At 71.7% G+C, this 16,175-nt stretch carries 15 protein-coding genes; 8 read left to right on the top strand and 7 right to left on the bottom strand.

Annotated elements, in window-relative coordinates; genetic code table 11:
• The first annotated feature begins 52 nt into the window (after nt 1–52).
• Both IF04_RS0109300 and larC read left to right on the top strand, forming a co-directional pair.
• A complete protein-coding gene (locus IF04_RS0109300; protein WP_030253397.1) occupies nt 53–613 on the top strand; it encodes a hypothetical protein in 561 nt (186 codons plus the stop codon).
• Between the two features lie 157 nt (nt 614–770).
• Entirely contained in the window at nt 771–2,003 is a 1,233-nt protein-coding gene (gene larC, locus IF04_RS0109295) for a nickel pincer cofactor biosynthesis protein LarC (RefSeq protein ID WP_030253395.1), read from the top strand.
• Between the two features lie 6 nt (nt 2,004–2,009).
• On the opposite strand, the gene larB is transcribed toward larC, so the two are convergent.
• The 5 genes from larB to IF04_RS0109270 form a co-directional block, all read right to left on the bottom strand.
• A complete protein-coding gene (gene larB / locus IF04_RS0109290; protein ID WP_030253393.1) occupies nt 2,010–2,681 on the bottom strand; it encodes a nickel pincer cofactor biosynthesis protein LarB in 672 nt (223 codons plus the stop codon).
• A complete protein-coding gene (gene larE, locus IF04_RS0109285; RefSeq protein WP_037958861.1) occupies nt 2,674–3,546 on the bottom strand; it encodes an ATP-dependent sacrificial sulfur transferase LarE in 873 nt (290 codons plus the stop codon). The genes larB and larE overlap by 8 nt, the downstream gene beginning before the upstream one ends.
• Nucleotides 3,547–3,556: 10 nt before the next feature.
• A complete protein-coding gene (locus tag IF04_RS0109280; RefSeq protein WP_030253389.1) occupies nt 3,557–4,870 on the bottom strand; it encodes a lactate racemase domain-containing protein in 1,314 nt (437 codons plus the stop codon).
• A gap of 144 nt (nt 4,871–5,014) precedes the next feature.
• A complete protein-coding gene (locus IF04_RS0109275; RefSeq protein WP_030253387.1) occupies nt 5,015–5,926 on the bottom strand; it encodes a YceI family protein in 912 nt (303 codons plus the stop codon).
• A gap of 204 nt (nt 5,927–6,130) precedes the next feature.
• On the bottom strand, nt 6,131–7,567 hold the full coding sequence (locus tag IF04_RS0109270; RefSeq protein WP_063829453.1) for an MFS transporter: 1,437 nt from the start codon (nt 7,565–7,567) through the stop codon (nt 6,131–6,133).
• 42 nt (nt 7,568–7,609) lie between these two features.
• Here IF04_RS0109270 and IF04_RS0109265 point away from each other — a divergent pair, with 42 nt between their 5' ends.
• From IF04_RS0109265 to IF04_RS0109250, 4 genes are read left to right on the top strand one after another with little or no spacing between them, the layout of a single operon-like run.
• Nucleotides 7,610–8,509: an IclR family transcriptional regulator gene (locus IF04_RS0109265; protein ID WP_078600054.1), complete on the top strand. Its 900-nt coding sequence runs from the start codon at nt 7,610–7,612 to the stop codon at nt 8,507–8,509.
• Nucleotides 8,510–8,539: 30 nt separating this feature from the next.
• Nucleotides 8,540–9,331, top strand: coding sequence for a (Fe-S)-binding protein (locus tag IF04_RS0109260; RefSeq protein ID WP_030253381.1), 792 nt, complete (start codon nt 8,540–8,542; stop codon nt 9,329–9,331).
• Entirely contained in the window at nt 9,328–10,854 is a 1,527-nt protein-coding gene (locus IF04_RS0109255) for a lactate utilization protein B (protein ID WP_051830953.1), read from the top strand. The genes IF04_RS0109260 and IF04_RS0109255 overlap by 4 nt, the downstream gene beginning before the upstream one ends.
• Nucleotides 10,851–11,351: an LUD domain-containing protein gene (locus IF04_RS0109250; protein ID WP_051830951.1), complete on the top strand. Its 501-nt coding sequence runs from the start codon at nt 10,851–10,853 to the stop codon at nt 11,349–11,351. Before IF04_RS0109255 ends, IF04_RS0109250 begins: the two co-directional genes overlap by 4 nt.
• A gap of 43 nt (nt 11,352–11,394) precedes the next feature.
• Here the strand turns inward: IF04_RS0109250 and IF04_RS0109245 are convergent, their stop codons facing one another.
• Nucleotides 11,395–13,032: an AMP-binding protein gene (locus IF04_RS0109245; protein WP_078600052.1), complete on the bottom strand. Its 1,638-nt coding sequence runs from the start codon at nt 13,030–13,032 to the stop codon at nt 11,395–11,397.
• A 378-nt stretch (nt 13,033–13,410) separates the two neighbouring features.
• On the opposite strand from IF04_RS0109245, the gene IF04_RS0109240 reads away from it, so the two are divergent.
• Both IF04_RS0109240 and IF04_RS0109235 read left to right on the top strand, forming a co-directional pair.
• Complete coding sequence (locus IF04_RS0109240) at nt 13,411–14,268, top strand: GNAT family N-acetyltransferase (RefSeq protein ID WP_030253373.1); 858 nt, start codon at nt 13,411–13,413, stop codon at nt 14,266–14,268.
• A 179-nt stretch (nt 14,269–14,447) separates the two neighbouring features.
• On the top strand, nt 14,448–15,236 hold the full coding sequence (locus IF04_RS0109235; protein WP_030253371.1) for a VOC family protein: 789 nt from the start codon (nt 14,448–14,450) through the stop codon (nt 15,234–15,236).
• A gap of 115 nt (nt 15,237–15,351) precedes the next feature.
• Here IF04_RS0109235 and IF04_RS0109230 read toward each other — a convergent pair whose 3' ends face one another.
• Entirely contained in the window at nt 15,352–16,164 is an 813-nt protein-coding gene (locus IF04_RS0109230; RefSeq protein WP_211259781.1) for an alpha/beta fold hydrolase, read from the bottom strand.
• Nucleotides 16,165–16,175 lie beyond the last annotated feature (11 nt).

Genomic DNA, 16,175 nt, shown 5'->3' with positions numbered 1-16,175 from the left:
TCCTGTCTGACGTCACATCTGACGTCTTCTCACCTACGGACAGGACCGCTCCATGCGCGCACGCCGACTGGCCGCGACACTCGCCCTCACCACGCTCACCCTCTCCACGCTCACCTCGCTGGCCGCCGCCCCCGGCCCGGCCACCGCCCAGGAACGACTGGACTCCGACCACCCGGAGCACGTCAAGCACGACCTGGCGAAGGCCCGGAAGGCCACCGCCCGGTTCACCGACGAGCGGAAGGCCCTCAAGGCGGGCTACAAGCGCACCGACGAGTGCGTCAGTGCCACAGAGGGCGGCATGGGGTACCACTACGTCAAGGAGGCGTACATCGGCTCCACCGACCCTGCGAAGCCCGCGGTGCTCGTCTACGTCCCGGGCAAGGACGGCAAGCGTCAGCTGGGCGCCCTGGAGTACGTCGTCATGGACCGCGACAAGAATGTGAACACCGACGACGACCGGCCGCGGATGTTCGGCCGCGGGTTCGACGGCCCGATGGCCGGCCACGCGCCGGAGATGCCGATCCACTACGACCTGCACGTCTGGCTGTACAAGCACAATCCCGACGGGCTGCTGGCGGCGTTCAACCCGGACGTGCGCTGCCCCGCATCCTGACCACGCGGCCGCGGCGCTGCGCCGCACGCCCGGCGGTCACCGGGGAAGGGACGTTCGTCACCAAGATCTTCACTGACGAGACGCCGCGCAACTCCTGATCCTAGGATCAGGAGTTGCGTCCGCACGCCCGTCCCGCAGCACCGCAGGAGAGCCCCGCATGACCGATCCGCACCGGCTGGCCTGGCTCGATGTGACCTCCGGCGTCGCGGGCGACATGCTGCTCGGCGCGCTGGTCGACGCCGGTGCCGCGCCGGAGGCCGTGCAGCAGGCGATCGACGCCGTAGTACCTGGCGCGGTGCGGCTGACGCAGGCGGCCGTCACCCGCGCCGGGCTGCGGGCCACCAAGGTCGGCGTCGAGCCGCTGGCCGAGGACCATCCGCACCGTACCTGGCGCTCCATCAGGGTCCGTATCGAGGAGGCCGGGCTGCCTGCGCCGGTGGCCGACCGGGCCCTGGCGGTCTTCGGCCGGCTCGCGGCGGCGGAGGCGCGGGTGCACGGCGTGCCGGTCGAGGAGGTGCACTTCCACGAGGTCGGCGCGTGGGACTCGATAGCGGATGTGGTGGGGGTCTGTGCCGCGCTGCACGACCTCGGGATCGCGCACCTCACCGCGAGCGCGGTCGCGCTCGGCTCCGGGCGGGTGCGCACGGCACACGGCGAACTCCCGGTGCCGGTGCCCGCCGTGCTCGAACTGGCCGCGGGCTGGGACGTGGTGGGCGGGGGCACGGGCGAGCTGGCCACCCCGACCGGCATGGCGCTGGTGACCGCGCTGGCCGCGGAGTGCGGCGCCCTGCCGCGGCTGCGGGCCGAGGCGACCGGGGTGGGTGCCGGTACGAAGGACACCCCCGGACGCCCGAACGTCGTACGGGTGGTGATCGGCACCCCGGCGGATGCCGCGTCCGGGACGGACGAGGAGACCACCGCCGTCGTCCTGGAGGCCAATGTCGACGACCTGGACCCGCGGCTGTGGCCCGGCGTGCTCGCCTCGCTCCTGGCGGCCGGCGCCGCGGACGCCTGGCTGGTCCCGATCCTGATGAAGAAGGGCCGCCCGGCGCACACCCTCCGCGTGCTGGCGCCGCGGCAGCGCGCCGACGCGCTGCGCGACCTGGTCTTCCGGGAGACCAGCACGATCGGGGTGCGCGAGTCGGCCGTACGGAAGACCGCGCTGGAGCGGACGTGGATACGCGTCCCCGTGGCGGACGACGAAGAGGTCCCGGTCAAGGTCGCCCACCGCGGCGGGGTGATCGTGCGGGCCACCCCCGAGTTCGAGGACGTGGCGGCACTCGCCGCGGCGCGGGGTCAGCCGGTCGTCACGGTGCTGGACGCGGCGGCCGCGGCGGCGGTGGCGAACGGTCTGGTACCGGGCGCCGAACTTCCGACCGACCGGGGCTGACCGTGCTCAGACGGGTGCCGCGATCTGGGCCGCCAGATGGCCCGCCCCGTACCCGTTGTCGATGTTGACCACCGCGACGCCCGGGGCACAGGCGTTGAGCATGGTCAGCAGCGGAGCGAGGCCGCCGAAGGCGGCGCCGTAGCCGACGGAGGTCGGGACGGCGACGACCGGCGCGGCGATCAGGCCGGCCACGACGCTGGGGAGGGCGCCGTCCATGCCGGCGACGACCACGACGGCCCGCGCGGCGCGCAGCAGGTCCAGCTTGCCGAGAACGCGGTGCAGCCCGGCGACGCCGACGTCCACCACGAGGTCGGTCTCCCGGCCGAGGTAGGAGGCGGTGAGCAGGGCCTCCCGGGCCACGGGAAGGTCGGAGGTACCGGCGCAGACCACGGCGACCTTGCCGCCGGCCGGCGGGGGCGGCGCCGGTGGCCAGGCGAGCAGCCGGGCCTCCGTGTCGTGGCGGGCTTCGGGGAGTTCGGCCAGTACGGCCTTGGCGTGGCCGTCGTCCGCGCGGGTGAAGAGGGTGGCCGGGCCGGCGCCCTTCTCCCGTACGGCGGTGGCGATGGCGGCGACCTGGTCCGGCGTCTTCCCCTCGCAGTAGACGGCCTCCGGGTAGCCGCGCCGGGCGGCCCGGCCGTGGTCCAGCTCGGCGAGGCCCGCGAGGTCCGGCTCAGCCATGGCGGCCGCCCCCCGTCGCACTCACCAGCGGCAGTGTGAAGGCGCCCGACTGGATGCCCGCCAGGTCGACCGCGACCATACGGAAGCCGGCCGCGCGCACCGCGTTCAGTACCGCCTCGCGCAGCTCCCCGGAGGCGGCCCGCGCGATGTCCTCGGCCGGCAGCTCGACGCGCGCCACCTCCCCGTGGTGCCGCACCCGGCAGTCGCCGAACCCCAGCCCCCGCAACGCCTTCTCGGCCCGTTCGATCTGGCCGAGCTTGGCGGGCGAGACCTCTTCGAAGTGCGGAATGCGGGAGGCCAGGCAGGGCGCGGCGGGCTTGTCGGCGCTGGGCAGTCCGAGGGCGCGGGCGAGGCGGCGGACGGCTGCCTTGTCCAGGCCCGCGTCGGCGAGCGGCCGCAGCACGCGGTGCTCGGTGGCGGCGCGGCTGCCGGGCCGGTCCGGGCGGCGGGCGTCGTCGGCGTTCTCGCCGTACGCGACCGCCGCGAGGCCGTGTTCAGCGGCGACCTCGTCCGAGATCCGGGTGAACAGCTCGTCCTTGCAGTGGAAGCAGCGGTCCGGTCCGTTGGCGCGGTAGGCGGCCGACTCCCCCTCGTACGTGGCGACTTCGACGACCCGGGCGCCGATGAAGGCGGCCACCTCGTGGGCCCCGGCGCGTTCGTCGGCGGCGAGGCTGGGCGAGACGCCGAGTACCGCGACGACCTGCTCGGCACCGAGCGCACGTACGGCCAGCGCCAGCAGCAGCGAGGAGTCCACGCCGCCGGAGAAGGCGACGCCCAGCGGCGCGGCGCCGCGCAACAGTACGGCCACCTCATCGGCAGCGGCGGCATCCCGGCCGGTCAGCACAGGCAGGTGCGGGAGTGTCATGTGCGGCTCCTCAGTGGGTGCGCAGCCGGTGGAGGATCTCGCCCGCGTGCGGCACCACCAGGGTCTCCGGGTCGGCGGCGAAGGCGTCGGGGTCGACCTCGGCCGGGTCGAGGTGGTTCAGGTTCGCGGCGCGTACGACGTCCTCGGGGATGCCGGTGGCGAGGGTGACCGTGAGGCGGCACCGTTCCTCGCCCGTCGCCGCGTCGTACGTGCCCGCGCCGCGCAGGTGCGTGGAGTGGGCCAGTACGCCCCAGTGCAGGTGCCGGAAGCGGTCCCACTGCTCGGTGAAGTAGTCCCGGCAGTGGTAGCCGATGTCGGCGATCTCCGGGTGCATGGCGGAGAGCTGTGTGATGTGCGGCGCGTAGAGGACGACCTCGCCGCCGTCCGCGACGACCGGCTCCAGCTTGTAGAAGCCCTTTGCGGCGGTCCAGATGTCCTCGTACTTCTCGGGCATGACCGACAGCACGCGTTGCACCGGTGCGTCGAGGTAGCGGACGTGGGTCTCGGCGGAGACCTCGGCGGCCGCGGCCCAGGCGGCTTCCGGGGTGCCGTACGCGACGGAGTGCAGCCCGCCCGCGGTGCCGGACTGCGCGACGACGCAGAGGGCGAGGCGGCGGCCGGGGATCAGCGCGGCGGCCTCGTCGATGAGGGCGCGTACGGGCGTGATGCCGCGGGTGCCGATGATCTCCGCACTGCTGATCAGAGCACCGAGCCAGTGCGAGAGGTCGATGATCTCCGCGCCCGCGACGCCGGGGAAGAAGTACTTGTTGCCGCCGGAGAAGCCGACGACCTCGTGCGGGAAGACCGGGCCGAGCACGAGGGTGACGTCGTGGTCGACGACGGCGCGGTTCAGCCGGACGTCGACGGCCTGGTGCAGCAGCCCGCCGGACAGCTCGCCGACCCGGTCGGCGAAGATGGTGCCGAGCGAGACGAAGGTGTCCGGGTCCCACCACTCGTGGTTCCGTACGGTCATGCCCGGGTAGTGGGCCGCGAGTCCACCCTCCGGGTAGCCCAGGTGCCGGGCCAGCCGCGGCTCCTCCATCGCGGCGTGGGTGCCGAGCGCGATCAGTACGGTCAGCCGGCTCACCCGTCCGGCGAGCGCGCCGTGCACCGCGGAGAGCAGCAGCGGCAGCGGACAGCTGCGGGTGCCGTCGGGGACGACGACACAGACGCTGCGGCCGTCGAGTTCCGCGCCGGCGAGCTGTCCGGCGATGAACTCCGTCACCTGCGTCTCGCTGAGGACCGTGCCGGGCCCGCCGATGCGCGCGGCTGCGGCCGGTCCCCCGGCATCGCGCTCGGCCGTCGGGTACGCGTTCTGCCTCATGGCGGAACGATCTCCGAGCACGGCCCCCGGCCGCAAGGGTGTGCGGGCAACTCGGTACACGGCGCGCGGCCGCGCCGTGGCGCCGTACGCGAAAGGCCGCCCCCGCAGCGCGGAGGCGGCCTTCAGCACGGATGTCCCGTCCGCCTATTCCGGCGGGGTCGGGGTGTCCTCGCAGCGGTACATGGCCTGCATGTCGAACTCCAGCTGAACGGTGGGGCCGACGATGGCGATGCCGCGGGCGAGCATGTTGCGCCAGTTCAGGGTGTAGTCCTCGCGGTGCAGCTCGGCCGTGGCGCGGGCGGCGCAGCGCAGCTCCTCGCCGTAGCCGCCGTTGACGGCGCCGAGGTAGTTGGTGTCCAGGTTGACGGTACGGCTGACGCCGTGCATCTCCAGGACGCCCTGCACGGTCCACTTCTGACCACCCTTGTGGATGAAGCGGGTGGAGGCGAAGTGCAGGTACGGGTAGTTCTCGACGTCCAGGAAGTCCGCCGAGCGCAGGTGCCCGTCGCGCGTGTTGTTACCGGTGTTGATGCTCGCCGCCTCGATGCGTACCTCGATGCGGGAGTCGGCCATGTCCGGGGCGATCCGGATGCCGCCCTGGAAGCGGGTGAACCGGCCGTGCACATTGGCCATGCCGACGTGCTTGGCGACGAACCGGATCGCGGTGTGCGGCGGGTCGAAGAGCCAGGTGCCGGGCTGGGGCAGCTCCAAGGGTGCGGAGGAGTCCAGCCGGATCGACGAGAGCGGCAGGGTCTCGCCCTCCCGGACGTCGATGGTCTGCCGGTTCGGCTGCAGACCGTCGGAGGAGATCAGAACGCTGTACCGGCCGACGGGCAGCGTCACGAAGAACAGACCGTACGGGTCTGTCGTCAGCTTCGCCACCACCTGCCCGCCGTGTGCCGAGGTGATGGTGACCTCGGCCTGGGGCAGCGGCTCTCCGAGCGGGTCGAGCACCTCACAGTTGAAGGCACCCGCACCCGGGGGGACGGGGTGCAGGAGGCCGGCTCCGCGCGGGCCACGGCCGGCCCGCTTCCTCCGGAGCAGTGCGATGGGCATGCCATCACCTTTCTTCGCGGTGCATGTCAACAAGACCCCTGGGCGGGGTCGTGGGAGAGGGGGGTGACGGTGACCAGGACCGTCCCTGTGCCCACGATTTCATGCGCCGCGCCGTGCTACCCACTCGGCCCCATGCACTGACCTGCGCAAATACGGGCGCAATAGCACGAAGCGCGAGTCGTTCACCTGCTGTACGCTCTCCCGTTATATGTCCGTGACCGACTCCCGGGAGTCATAACAGGCGGCCCCCGTACCGGAGTTGACGCCCGCACCCTCCTCCTGCTCCACGTAGCCGTAGACCTCGGGGAGGATGTACGTGGCCGCGAGGTATCCGGTCAGGGACAGCAGCGAGACGATCACGGTCGCCAGCGGCACGCCCAGCTCGGTGAAGAGGATCGGAAAGAAGAAGATGGTCACGAACGCGGCGAGCTTGACGAAGAGGTAGCCGAAGCCGGAGGCGGTGGCCTTGTACCGGCTCGGCGCGACCATCGAGGCGATGGTCATGCCGTTCGAGGCGTCCCAGTAGTGGCCCCACATCAGACCAGCGGCGGCCAGCGGCACCAGCACATGCCACTCCAACTGCAGAAACAGCGCGGCCAGCAGCAGCGACACGAAGGCCATGCCGAAGCCCCAGCGGGACACGCCGCGGTGGCCCAGCTTCGGTGTCACCATCGGCGCCACGAAGCCGCTGATGGTGGCGATGATATAGATCGCGCCGGTGACGAAGTTGGTGGCGCCGATGCCGGAGACCCCGGTGAGTACGAGGATCACGGGCAGGTAGAAGGCGAAGGCGGCGAACTCCGCGCCCTGCATGGCGTTGGAGATCCAGGCGAAGACGCTGGCCTTGCGGCGGATGGGGTCCTGCCAGATGCCGGCGAGGAAGTCACGGGTGCGCGGCCGCGCGATGACGAAGTCCTCGTTTGGCAGCATGTCCAGGTCGTCGTTGAACATCTTCTTCGCGACGACCTTGGCCTGCTTGAACTTGCCGCGCTGCACCAGCCACAGCGCGGTGTCCGGCACGTCCAGCCGGCCGATGAGCAGCGCGAGCGCGGGCAGCGCGCCGAGGCCGAGGCCGATCCGCCACAGCAGGCCGTGGTCCATGCCGCTGAGGTACATCACCGTGATGACCGCGATGGCGGCGATCTCGCCGAGCCCGAACATGCCCTGCCAGCGGTTGCCCATCACCTCCCGCTTACCCTTCGGCATCGTCTCCATGATGTACGCGTAGCCCGTCGAGATGTCGCTGCCCAGCGGGATGCCGAGCAGGAACCGGACCGCCACGAGCTGCCACATGCTGGTCACGAAGGACTGGCTCAGCGCGAGCACCACGAACAGCGCCATCGTGATGATGAAGACCTTGCGCCGGCCGATCCGGTCGGCCACCCAGCCGCCGCCCAGCGCCCCGATGAGCGCGCCCAACTGCACGGCGCCGGAGGCGAGTCCGAGCATCGCGGCGCTGGGGTGCAGGTCGTTCTTGACGAACAGCAGCAGGAAGGAGATCGCGTACAGATCCCATGCCTCGATCAGGATCGTAGAGATCATCAGCCAGCCGGTGCGACGCCCCGCGTCGGTGCCCTGTTTGCTGAGGACGTGCTGCGCTGCGCGGTCGGAAAGCTGTCTGATCTCCGCCTGAGTCGTCATGGATTCTCCTGACGTCGGCACGAATGGTCCAGGCAGGGGGGAATGTTCCGCCGTTCAGCCTGGCGAAACGTCGTTCAGGGGGCTGGAACAACGGGGGAAGCTAGCCCTAGCCTCGGAGAGGTGTCAACGAGTTCCGCACGGACATCAACGAGTTCTGCACGAACGTCAGCGAGTTCCGCACGGACGGGTTCCGGCAAAGCCAACGACGGCGCGGGCCCGCGCAAGGCGCTGCGGCTCATCGAGGTGCTCTGCCACGCGCCGGGCCCCCTCCGGCTGGCCGAACTGGCGGCGGGCGCCGCCGTGTCCAAGCCCACGGCCCACCGGCTGCTGGGCACCCTGGTCGCCGAGGGCTGGGCGGTGGCGTACGCGGGCGGGCGGTACGGCATCGGCCCGACCGCCAGCGGCATCGGCGCGGCGGTGAGCCAGGGCCGCCGGCACACCACCGTCGAGGCGGTCCTCGTCGAGCTGCAGTCGCAGATCGGCCAGACCCTGCACATGGGCCTGCGCAGCGGTGACCGCGTCGTCTACACCCACAAGGTCGAGGGCGTGCAGCCGTTCGCGATGCTGTCCCGCGTCGGCATGCAGCAGCCCCTGCACTCCACCGCCATCGGCAAGTGCATCCTCGCCGGGCTCGACGCGCAGGACCTGGCTGAGCTGGTGGGCCGCACCGGCCTGGAGCGGCGTACGGAGCACACCCGTACCACCCTCGACGCGCTCGCCGCCGACCTCGCCACTGTCCGGGAGCGGGGCTACGCCCTGGACGACGAGGAGAACGAACCCAACGTGCGCTGCCTCGCGGCGCCCGTCCACACCCCCGACGGCCGCACGGTCGGTGCGGTCAGCGTCTCCACGGTGACCTTCGTCATCAGCCGCGACGAGGTGCTGGCGCTGGCGGACGCGGTACGGGACACGGCCCGGCGGGTGGAGTCGGTGATGGCCTGAGCTCGACCGGTACGGAACTGGAGGAGTCGTATGACGGAAGCGGACACGAGCGCCCGGCCTCGCCCCGCGCGGGTCGCGCTGTTCACCTCGTGCATGGGCGACCTGGCGGCGGGCGGACCGGCGCGGGCCACGGTGGAGGTGCTGGAGGCGATGGGCTGCACGGTGGAGCTGCCGCGCGGCCAGACGTGCTGCGGCCAGCCCGCGCTGAATTCCGGGTATCCGGCGGAGGCCGGCGCACTGCTCGACCGCTGGCTGCGGATCTTCGCACCGTACGACGCGGTGGTCACCCCCGCCGGCTCCTGCGCCGCTTTCCTCCACCACCACCTCGGCCGGCTCCGCGAGCCCACCCCGGGGCAGCGCGCGCTCATCCAACGCACTTACGAGTTCAGCCAGTTCGTCGTGGCGTACGGCGCCGGGCTGCGGCTCCGGCTGCGCGGCTCGGTCACGTACCACGACTCCTGCCATATGGCCCGCACGCTCGGCGAGCGTCGCGCACCGCGTGAACTGCTCGCCCGCATCGAGGAGTTGAAGGTCAGGGAGATGGCGGGCTGCGACACCTGCTGCGGCTTCGGCGGTACCTTCGCGGCGAAGTTCCCCGACGTGTCGGTGGCGATGGCCGACACCAAGCTCGGCACGGCGGCGGCGAGCGGCGCCGACTGGCTGGTCTCGGCGGACCCGGGCTGTCTGCTGCACCTGAGCGGCCGGGCACGGAAGGCGGGGCCACCGGTCCACACCCGGCACCTCGCGGAGATCGTGCGCGACGCGCTGGTCCCGGCGGAGGTGCCCGCGGGACCGGGCGCCGCGACGGAGGTGCCCGCATGACCGAGCAGCACTCCTCGGCGCTCGCAGGCCGCGAGCGCATCCGCCCCGACCGCCCCGAGTGGGCGGCCGGCGACATCCCGCCGCACCGCCGCCCACTCCCCCTCATCACCCGCGACGCGCTGACCGTCCCCACCGCCCGCCCCACCCACGACCGCCTCGCCGCCCTGAACGAGCAACGGCACGTCGGCACCTGGTCCCCCGAGGTGGCCGAGCTGCGCGAACGCGGTGCGGCCATCCGCCGCGAGACCCTGCCCGACCTGGAGAAGTACCTCCGGCAGCTGACCGGGAACGTCGAACGCAACGGCGGCGTGGTGCACCGGGCCGCCACCCCCGCCGACGCGCGTGCCGCCATCGAGCGGATCGCCCGCGAGAACGGCGTACGCCTCGTGGTGAAGTCCAAGTCGATGGCCACCGAGGAGATCCACCTCAACTCCCATCTCACCGCGCACGGCATCGAAGTGGTCGAGACGGACCTGGGCGAGTACATCGTGCAACTGGCCGACGAGCGGCCCAGCCATATCGTCGGGCCCGCGCTGCACAAGTCCCGGCAGGACGTGGCGGACCTCTTCGGACAGCTCGCCGGTGACGTGGTGTCAGGAGAGCCGGACGACCTGGCGGCGTTCGCGCGTACCCGGCTGCGCGCCGACTTCAAGGCCGCCGGCATGGGCATCAGCGGCGTCAACTTCGCGGCCGCCGACACCGGCACCCTCGCGATCGTCACCAACGAGGGCAACGCCGACATGGTGACCTCCCAGCCGCGCATCCACGTCGCCGTGATGACCGTGGAGAAGGTGATCCCGCGCTTCGCCGACCTCGGCGTCCTCGTCCCGCTGCTCTGCGACGCCGCCACCAAACAGCGCGTCTCCGTCTACCAGACGCTCGTCAACGGGCCGCGCCGGGAGGGCGAGACCGACGGCCCGGAGCAGCTGCATCTGGTCATCCTCGACAACGGCCGTACGAAGGCGCTCGGCACACCGCAGGAAGAAGTCCTCGCGTGTATCCGCTGCGGCAACTGCCAGATCGCCTGCCCGGTGTACCGGACGGTGGGCGGCGGACACCCGTACAGCGCGGTGTACGGCGGCCCGATCGGCGCCGTCCTCGGCCCGCTGCTCGGCGAGCGGCCGAACCAGGACTCCGACCTGCCCTTCCTCTCCTCGCTCTGCGGTGCCTGCTTCGACGCCTGCCCCGTCAAGATCCCGATCCCCGACCTGCTGGTGAACCTGCGCGCCGAGCACGAACGCGCGCGGCCCGATGCCCGGACGGCCCGCGCCGGCTGGCGCGCCTGGTCACTTGTGTGGCGTACGGAGACCGGCTTCCGCGTCACGCTGGCGGCGGCCCGGCTGGCGGGCCGGCTGCTCCCCGAGCGCTTGCTGGCCCGGCTGCCGGGGCCGGGCCGCGGGTGGGCCGGTGGCCGCACACTGCCGCCGTTGCGGGAGGCTGGCGCCTTCCGCAGATGGTTCCGGCGTCGGGAAGAGACCCGGGACCGGAAAGAGAACCGCGCCCGCGACAGGAGGCAGGCATGAAGCGGGAGTTGGCGGAGCTCTTCCGGGACCGGCTGGCCGCGGCGGGCGGCCTGGCCGAGCTCGCCGCCTCGCACGACGAGGCGCTGTCGCTGATCCGGCACTGGTCGGGCGACCGCCCCGTACTCGTCGACGATCACCCGGACCTGAAGGGCCTGGAGGTGGCCGGGGCGCGGCCCGCCGACCCGTGGGACGCCGAGGTCGGCATCACCGGCGTGCTCGGCGCGGCGGCGGACACCGGGACCCTCGCGCTCGGCCCCGCGCCCGGCCGCCCGCGCGGCACGGCCGTCCTGCCCGGCACCCACCTCGCGGTCGTGCCGCTCTCGCGGCTGTACGCGGACTACGCCGAGCTGATCGCGGCGCTCGGCCGCCTCGACCCGATGCCGTCCGGCATGCAGCTGGTCACCGGGCCGAGCCGGTCCGGTGACATCGAGTCGGCGATGATCCAGGGAATGCACGGGCCGCGCGCGGTGCGGGTGGCGGTGTACCCGGACGCGTGAGAGCCGCGCGGGCGGACGCCTCGGCACCCGCCCGCGCGGTCCCCTAGGCGGCCTCCGCCTGCTGCCGCAGCAGCTTCTTGTCCGGCTTGCCCGCGTCCGTCAGCGGCAGCGCGTCGACGAAGGTGATCGCGGCCGGCTCGTACATCGCGCCGCGCGCCTCGCGTACCGACGCGCGCAGCTCCTCGGCCTCCAGGCCACTGTCCGGCGCGGCGACGACAGCGGCGTGCACCTGCTCCATGTTGTCCGCGTCCCGCACGCCGAAGACCGCGCTCTGCAGCACCTTCGGGTGCGAGTTGAGCAGGTCCTCCAGCTCGGTGGTGTACACATGGCCGCCGACGACCACGATCATGTCCTTGATCCGGTCGACGACGGTGATGTAGTTCTCCTCGTCGACGAAGCCCACGTCACCGGTGTGCAGCCAGCCGTCCCGCAGCACCTCGGCGGTCAGCTCGGGCTGCTTCCAGTACCCGGTCATCGTGCCGGCGGAGCGGACGCAGATCTCGCCCAGCTCGCCGGCGGGCAGGTCGTTGCCGTCGGTGTCGCGGATGGCCACCTCGACGCCGGGCAGGATCTTGCCGGCCGAGCGGAGCCGCTCCGGGTTGTCCGGGTCGTGCTCCTCGGCGGGCAGCACGCTGATGCCGCCGGCCTCGTTCTGCCCGTAGAACTGCACGAGCACCTTGCCGAAGCGGCGGACCGCGTCCGCGATGCGCGCGGGCGAGGACTGGCAGCCGCCGTAGGTCAGGGCGCGCAGGCTGGACAGGTCGCGGCGCTCGGAGTCCGGGTGGTCCATCAGCCGGTAGACCAGCGGCGGGAGCAGGAAGAGGTGCGTGATGCCCTCCCGCTCGATGGTGGCGAGCGCCTCGGCCGGGTCGAAGTCGTCGTGCAGCACGACCGTTCCGCCGCTGAGGAACATGACATCGGCCAGCATTCCGGCGGCGTGCGCGATGGTGGTGCACACGAGCTGCTTCGGCGCGTGCTCCGGCTCCTGCGCGTCGTGCATCATCCGGCGCATGCGGTTGAACTGCTCGAAGGTGGTGACGATGCCCTTGGGGTGGCCGGTGGTGCCGCCGGTGTGCCGGATGGTGCAGATGTCGTCCGGCAGCGCCCGGGTCGCGAACGGCTCGGCGGGCTGCTCGGCGCCGAGCGCCAGCACGTCCCGGCCTATCTCGCGCTTGGCCTCGCCGAGGGTGAGCACGGTCGGCACGGGCGCGCGCTCGATCAGCTCGGCGGCGCGGTCGGCCAGCCGCGGGTCGACGATCAGCGCGCGGGTCTCGACGTCGCGCACGATGTTGGCCTGCACATCGGCGGAGAGCTTGTTGTAGAGGTGGTTGACCCGGCAGCCGGCCAGGTTGGCGGCGTAGCGGGCCGCGATGGCCTCGGGGAGGTTGCCACTGAGCAGTGTGACGGTGGTACCGCGCTCGATGCCCTGCGCGGCCATGGCGTGCGCGGTGCGGTGCACCAGGTCGTGGAACTGACCGGCAGTCAGCCGCTGGTCGCCGTACACCAGGAGCTCACGGTCCGGGTCGGCCGCCAGCGCGTCGAGGATGTCCTCGACGTAGGTGCGGAATTCGGTGTCCGGCACGGCGTCTTCGGTGGGGGGAAGGGGCCTGTCGCTCGAACTTCCCTCGTTCTCGTGGGGGGTTGTGGGGGTGGTCTGGGATGCGGCTGCCTCGGCAGGCATGAATGTCCTCCTGACACCGGCGCGCTCGTCCCCGCGCCCCGGTGGTGGTACTCCATCGGTCGGTGGGTGCCCAGGGCCGGTCCGGCGCAGGGCGCCGCACCCGGCACAAGCGTCCCCCGCCCCGGGAATTTGGTTGCCCCAGACAACCAATTCCCATGCTAGCGCTCACCCCCGCCCCGCCGCACATCGCAATCCCTCCAATCCAGGCACTTGACCCCCTCTTTCCCTTTCTTTTCCTTACTCGTTCCCCTACTTGACCCTTCTTTCGCGCAGGGCGACGGCCACCTCCCTCGCTGGATACGGGCGTACGGATCGGGAAGGATGGCCCGCACCGTGGGCCGCCACGCGGCCCGTTCTCCGCCGGAAAGGACATGCGCAATGCCCCGTCAGGCCCCTGATCAGCTCATCGTCACGCGAGCCACGCCGGAGGACTGGAAGCTCGTGAGCGAGTGGGCAGCGGCCGAGGGCTGGAACCCGGGACTTGCCGACGCCGCCTGCTTCTTCACCCAGGACCCCAACGGCTTCTTCCTCGGCCGCATCGACGGCGAACCGGTCTCCGCCATCTCGGTCGTCAACTACAGCCCGGACTACGCCTTCCTGGGCTTCTACCTGGTCCGCCCTGACCAGCGTGGCCGCGGCCACGGCCTCACCACCTGGAAGACCGCGCTCGCGCACGCCGGCGAACGCACCGTCGGCCTGGACGGCGTACCGGCCCAGCAGGACAACTACCGCCGCTCCGGCTTCGAACTCGCCTACCGCACCAGCCGGTACGGCGGCTCCGGACCGACCGGCCACCCGGCCCCCGCGCACGTCGTCCCGGCCGAGGCCGCCGGACTGGACGCGGTCATCGCGTACGACAGCGCCCGCTACCCCGCCGACCGTCCGCACTTCCTGCGCAACTGGCTCACCGCCGAGGGCCATCGCGCGCTCACCCGCGTCGTCGACGGGCGAGTGACCGGCTACGGCGTGATCCGCCCCGGCCGCGACGCACACCGCGTCGGCCCGCTCTACGCCGACACCGCCGACGACGCCCGGGCCCTGCTCGACGGGCTCACCGCCGACCTGGACGGCGCCCCCTTCGCGATCGACGTTCCCGAGGCCAACCCGGAGGCCACCGCACTGGCCACCTCCCTCGGCCTCACCCCGTCCTTCGCCACCGCCCGTATGTACACCGGCCCCACTCGCCCCGTGGCCACGGCGAACATCTTCGGAGTGACGAGCCTGGAACTGGGCTAGGACGCACCCTCCTGGGTGATCCTCCCGAGTGATCCGCCTGAGTGAATTCGAGAATTGACCATACGTTCGAATATTTCTCCGGACGGACCCAAGATCACTGGATACCGTGGCAAGCCGGACAAGACCTCCCCAGAGGCACACAGAGGCACCTCATGACGGAAAACGGAGGAAGGCAGGCCATGGCCGTTAAACCTGAGGGCACACCCATCTGGATCGACGCTTCGTTCCCCGACCTGGAGGCAGCGAAGACCTTCTACGGCGAAGTGCTGGGCTGGACCTTCGGCGAGAGCTCGGCGGAGCACGGCAACTACACCCAGGCGTTCTCCGACGGCAAGGCGGTCGCGGGCCTCGCGCCCAAGATGCCCGGCCAGGACTGGCCCACCGCCTGGTGCCTGTACTTCGCCTCGGCCGACCTCCAGGCCGCCACGAACAAGATCCGTGACCTCGGCGGCCGGATCGTCATCGACCCCATGGCCGTCGCCGACTTCGGGCACATGACGGTCGCCACCGACCCCGCCGGCGTCACCTTCGCCCTCTGGCAGCCCGGCACCCACCAGGGCTTCGAGAAGCAGGGCGAGCCCGGCTCGTACTGCTGGGCCGAGATCACCACCCGCGAGGCCGAGCAGGCGGACGCGTTCTTCCCCGCGCTCTTCTCGTACGACACGAAGAAGATGCAGGACGAGGCCGTCGACTTCAAGCTCTACCAGCTCGGCGAGGACACCACCCTCGGCCGGATGAAGATGACCGAGGATTTCCCCGCCGGGCTGCCCTCGCACATCAACCCGTACTTCGCCGTGGACGACTGCGACGCGGCCATCGCCAAGATCACCAAGCTTGGCGGCCAGGTCCACTTCGGTCCGCACGACAGCCCCTTCGGCCGCTTCGCCGCCGTCTCGGACCAGCAGGGCGCGGGCTTCTCGGTGATCGACATGGGGACGACGAAGGGGGACATGCCGAAGATCTCGTAGATCTCGTAGATCTCGCAGATCACACGGCTGTCGTGTTCCCTTGCACCGGCCCCGGGCGCCGTCACCGGCACCCGGGGCCGGTGCGCGTTCGTCACGCGGGGCCGGTGCGCGGCCGTCACCCGGTTCCGCTCCCCATCGACTCCAGCGCCGCCACCAGCCGATCCGTGACCTCCCCCGGCCGCTCGACATTCATCAAATGCCCCGCCCCCGGAATCTCCTCGTACCGCACCTCGCACGCCGCACCCCGCAGCCCATCGAGCATGATCTCGGCAGCCTTGCGCGGACAGAAGGCGTCTTCCGCGGCCCCGACGACCACAACAGGACACGTGATGTCGGCAAGCGCCGGGGTCAGCGGGCGCTCCCGCAGCCCGGCCATCGCGGCGGCCGCGTTGGCATACCCGGCCCCGTCCCCGACGGCCGCCATCCGCCGCGCGGTCACCGCGTCGACATCCACGTCCGTGCGGTGCAGCGCGGCCACCGTGTCCGCCCGCATCACCTCCGCCAGCCGCTGCCGGTCACCGTTCCGCACCAGCCGGATCCGCTCCTCATAGAACTCCACCGCGGCCTTCCCCACCACCGTGGAAGTACCGAACACCACGGCCCCCGTGACGAGATCCGGCGCGACCGCCGCAGCAGCCAACACGACCGCACCACCCAACGAAAACCCAACACACACAGCGGGACCTGACACCTGCCGCAGGAACTCCAGCAAGTCCTCCCGGAGTTGGTCGAGACTCCCCTCGCCGTTCCCTCTCCCACTCCCACCGTGCCCCCGCAGGTCATACGCGTACGTCCGCCACCCCGCCATCTCCCTCTGCTGCCGCTCCCACGCCCCACCGTCCTCCCCCAGCCCGTGCACCAGCACGACGGCGGGCCCGTCCCCGGCCACCCGGTATCGCACGTCGATGCCGTTGACGTGAGCTGTCATCCCTGTCTCCT

Source organism: Streptomyces violens (genome assembly GCF_000717745.1).
GTDB classification, from domain to species: domain Bacteria; phylum Actinomycetota; class Actinomycetes; order Streptomycetales; family Streptomycetaceae; genus Streptomyces; species Streptomyces violens.
This window is presented reverse-complemented; position numbering and strand designations above follow the sequence as displayed.

Coding starts and splice junctions, on each gene's coding strand:
- IF04_RS0109275 (WP_030253387.1), bottom strand. CDS start 5,926: ATGCCCATCGCACTGCTCCGGAGGAAGCGGGCCGGCCGTGGCCCGCGC.
- IF04_RS0109265 (WP_078600054.1), top strand. CDS start 7,610: ATGTTCCGCCGTTCAGCCTGGCGAAACGTCGTTCAGGGGGCTGGAACA.
- IF04_RS0109245 (WP_078600052.1), bottom strand. CDS start 13,032: ATGCCTGCCGAGGCAGCCGCATCCCAGACCACCCCCACAACCCCCCAC.
- IF04_RS0109250 (WP_051830951.1), top strand. CDS start 10,851: ATGAAGCGGGAGTTGGCGGAGCTCTTCCGGGACCGGCTGGCCGCGGCG.
- IF04_RS0109255 (WP_051830953.1), top strand. CDS start 9,328: ATGACCGAGCAGCACTCCTCGGCGCTCGCAGGCCGCGAGCGCATCCGC.
- larB (WP_030253393.1), bottom strand. CDS start 2,681: ATGGCTGAGCCGGACCTCGCGGGCCTCGCCGAGCTGGACCACGGCCGG.
- IF04_RS0109240 (WP_030253373.1), top strand. CDS start 13,411: ATGCCCCGTCAGGCCCCTGATCAGCTCATCGTCACGCGAGCCACGCCG.
- IF04_RS0109280 (WP_030253389.1), bottom strand. CDS start 4,870: ATGAGGCAGAACGCGTACCCGACGGCCGAGCGCGATGCCGGGGGACCG.
- IF04_RS0109300 (WP_030253397.1), top strand. CDS start 53: ATGCGCGCACGCCGACTGGCCGCGACACTCGCCCTCACCACGCTCACC.
- IF04_RS0109260 (WP_030253381.1), top strand. CDS start 8,540: ATGACGGAAGCGGACACGAGCGCCCGGCCTCGCCCCGCGCGGGTCGCG.
- larC (WP_030253395.1), top strand. CDS start 771: ATGACCGATCCGCACCGGCTGGCCTGGCTCGATGTGACCTCCGGCGTC.
- larE (WP_037958861.1), bottom strand. CDS start 3,546: ATGACACTCCCGCACCTGCCTGTGCTGACCGGCCGGGATGCCGCCGCT.
- IF04_RS0109235 (WP_030253371.1), top strand. CDS start 14,448: ATGGCCGTTAAACCTGAGGGCACACCCATCTGGATCGACGCTTCGTTC.
- IF04_RS0109230 (WP_211259781.1), bottom strand. CDS start 16,164: ATGACAGCTCACGTCAACGGCATCGACGTGCGATACCGGGTGGCCGGG.
- IF04_RS0109270 (WP_063829453.1), bottom strand. CDS start 7,567: ATGACGACTCAGGCGGAGATCAGACAGCTTTCCGACCGCGCAGCGCAG.